This window comes from Sneathiella sp. (assembly GCF_029233945.1).
Taxonomy (GTDB): Bacteria; Pseudomonadota; Alphaproteobacteria; order Sneathiellales; family Sneathiellaceae; genus Sneathiella.
In genome coordinates this window covers 61,363-64,439 of record NZ_JARGOQ010000016.1, presented here as the reverse complement: position 1 = coordinate 64,439, position 3,077 = coordinate 61,363, and the positions used below count along the sequence as shown (strand labels likewise).

2 protein-coding genes are annotated in these 3,077 nt (G+C 51.0%); both read left to right on the top strand.

What is annotated here, in order from left to right; genetic code table 11:
• Positions 1 to 369: 369 nt before the first annotated feature.
• The gene (locus tag P1U71_RS07465) at positions 370 to 1,806 is read left to right on the top strand and encodes a peptidoglycan DD-metalloendopeptidase family protein (RefSeq protein WP_301104943.1); all 1,437 of its coding nucleotides are present in this window, start codon (positions 370 to 372) and stop codon (positions 1,804 to 1,806) included.
• A gap of 120 nt (positions 1,807 to 1,926) precedes the next feature.
• Positions 1,927 to 3,077 (top strand): MFS transporter (locus P1U71_RS07460; RefSeq protein ID WP_301104944.1); only part of this gene is annotated, 1,151 nt, incomplete at its 3' end.

Below are 3,077 nucleotides of genomic sequence, written 5' to 3'. Positions count from 1 at the left end.
GACCCGCCCCGTCGGCGTGACGCGGGTTATAGGTCCTCAACAAAATTACGTCAACGACTATTTTAAATCTTTTTTGACAGGCCATGTTTATGCCGCAAACTTCCCCTACTAACCGCAGTTCCTGCCGTGCGAAATTAGTTTTTCACCCACTCGGTAAAGTCAAAAATAACGAATGCAGGAAAGCGGTAGGTCCAGAAGGTTGAATCGACCCCAACTTTAAGAAGGAAAACCAAGGTTCGAAGAACTTAAGGAAAAATTGAGGAATACTTGACAAAATTGCGTTTCGACAGCATCTTTTGTCGCGTCTTTATGGTTAACGGCTTCTAAATCAACATATTACAGCGGGTGGTTCAACGAGTGCTGAAGAAAATGAAATCAAGCGCCCTGTCGGGCGTAGTCGGCAAGTCCTTGCTGATACCTGTCTTAACAATGATTGCCGGCGGTGCGGCAGGCGCCATACTGGTGACCAGTTTTATGGCGAATACCGATGAAGCTGCCGCTATCCCTACGATGAGTACGGCACAGACGCAAGAAACAGCGGCGGCAGAGAATGCCGAGATTGCAACGGCAGCCCCCACCGAAACGGAAGAAGCGACAGCCGAAGTTCCGGAGAAAGAGGCCGAAGTAGCCGTAGCCGCTTATGTTGCCCCAGCTGCCCAAAACCTCAATGAATTGACAAAGACTGTCTCCGTCAGCAAAGGCGATACGCTGATGAAGGTTTTGACCCGCGCCGGTGCCGATCGGGCCGAAAGCCATGAGGCGATTACGGCCCTTAACGAGATATTCGATCCGCGCAGCCTGAAAATCGGACAGGATGTCACCCTCTATTTCGGCGTGGACGAAACCCGGGAAAATGATACCGCTCCCCCGAGCCTCATTCGCGTCTCCCTCAATGAAGATGTGGATCGGCAATTGGCCGCCGTGCGCACTCCGGGGGAAGGATTCACAGCCCAGGAAACACTCCTGGAACTCGATCGAAAAATGGTCAGGGCGGGCGGCGTTATACAAAGCTCGCTCTTTCTGTCTGCGGCGCAGGCCGGTATCCCCACCAAAACTATCGTCGACCTTATCCGAATTTTCAGCTATGACGTCGACTTCCAGCGCGAAATACAGCCCGGCGATAGTTTTGAGGTTTATTTCGAGCGCTTCGCCGATGAAAGCGGCACTATCCTGAAAGAGGGATCCATTCACTGGGCGTCCATGACCCTGAGCGGCAAGGAATTTTCCGTTTATCGTTTTAAGACAGATGACGACGGCTTCACCGATTATTATGACGAAAAGGGTCGCAGCGTTAAAAAGACTTTGATGCGGACGCCAATTGACGGGGCCCGCCTCACATCCGGGTTCGGAAAACGCAAGCATCCCACACTTGGCTACACGAAGATGCACCGCGGTGTCGACTTTGGCGCCCGCAGTGGCACGCCGATCATGGCGGCCGGCAACGGAACCGTTGAATTTGCGGCGCGCAACGGCGGCTATGGCAATTATGTTCGCATCCGTCATAACAGTGAATTTAAAACTGCCTACGCCCATATGCGGAAATTCGCCAAGGGCATCCGCAAGGGCGCGCGCGTGAAGCAAGGACAGATTATCGGATATGTGGGCACAACGGGCCGTTCCACCGGACCGCATCTGCATTATGAAGTGCACAGGAACAGCAAGCAGATTAACCCGCTCTCGGTCAAGCTGCCTGCGGGCCGAAAGCTTGGCGGGAAAATGTTGGCGGCTTTCAATGCATATACCGGACAAGTCCGCCAGGAAGTTGCCAGCATCGAGCTGGAAACACAGTTGGCGAGTGTAAAGTAGCATCGTTCGCAAGTAACAAAGTAGCTGCCAGATTAAGCCATTATCTTAGCCAATGGAGGCGGATAGCAGGATGGTGTTGGTTTGAATAATAAAGCTCTTTTCACGTTGTACTTTGTTGTGATGCTCGACGTCGCCGGGCAGGGAATTTTATTTCCGGCCTTAACGACATTAATCATCAATCCGACAAGTCACTTTTTGCCGGAAGGAACAACGGCCTCAACCCGGAACTTTTATTATGGCTTGATCACAGGCAGTTTCTTCTTTTGCTGGTTTCTCGGAGCCACAATGATTGCAAGTTACTCCGATGATGTTGGACGCAAGAAGGCCCTGGTGATCTGCCTGATTGGGTCCGCTCTCGGCTATATTCTGACAATTATTGGCATATATTTACAGAGCATCAGCCTGCTTGTAGTCGGGCGGATCATCGCCGGGTTTACCGCTGGTAGCCAGTCTGTTTCACAGGCCGCCATCATTGATATCAGCACCGATGAAAATCGCACAGAGAACCTTGGGCGCCTTGTTGCGGCTTTAGCGGCAGGGCTTGCTTTCGGCCCCATTGTCGGGGGCGTGTTCTCCGACAAGACCCTGTGGCCTGAGTTAAATGTCACCGTTCCCGTCTATATTATCACGGTATGCTTGCTTATAAATCTAATCCTTGTTTTGAAGTATTTTAAGGATGTGCGGGAGACCGATGGAAATTTCACCTTTAACATTTTTTCGGCCTTTACCGAGCTTGCCGCCGCAGCAAAAACAAAGGCCATACAGAATATTTCCATTGTCTTCTTTATCTGCGTTTTCTCGCTCACGCTTTTTTACATCTATTCCATCGTTTACCTCTTCCGGAAATTTGCCTTTACAACCATTGAAAACAGTGCGGCCATGCTCGTAATTGGGATCGGCCTCGCCGTTGGCAGCCGATATCTGATCAAACCTCTGGCCGACCGGTTTACGCAGGAAAAGATTGTCAGCGGCTCCCTGCTCACCATGGCTCTTTTTCAGGGAATTTTCCTGCTCAGTGGCAATGAATATGTCGCCGTGGCAAGCATGTTGCCGTTATTGATGGCCTATGGAGTCGCCTATACAAACTGCCTGTCGATCTTCTCCGATGCCGTGTCCGAAGACAAACAGGGTTGGGTAATGGGCATCTCAATTTCTCTATTCACCTTCGGGGGCGGAGTTGTTTCTCTCATAGGCGGAGAGTTGATGAATATTTTTCTTGAGCTACCATTCCTTCTTTCCATTATCGGAATGGTCATTGCAAGCGCTCTTGC

Excerpts from the sequence above, each read along its gene's own strand:
- P1U71_RS07465 (WP_301104943.1), top strand. The coding sequence starts at position 370 with ATGAAATCAAGCGCCCTGTCGGGCGTAGTCGGCAAGTCCTTGCTGATA.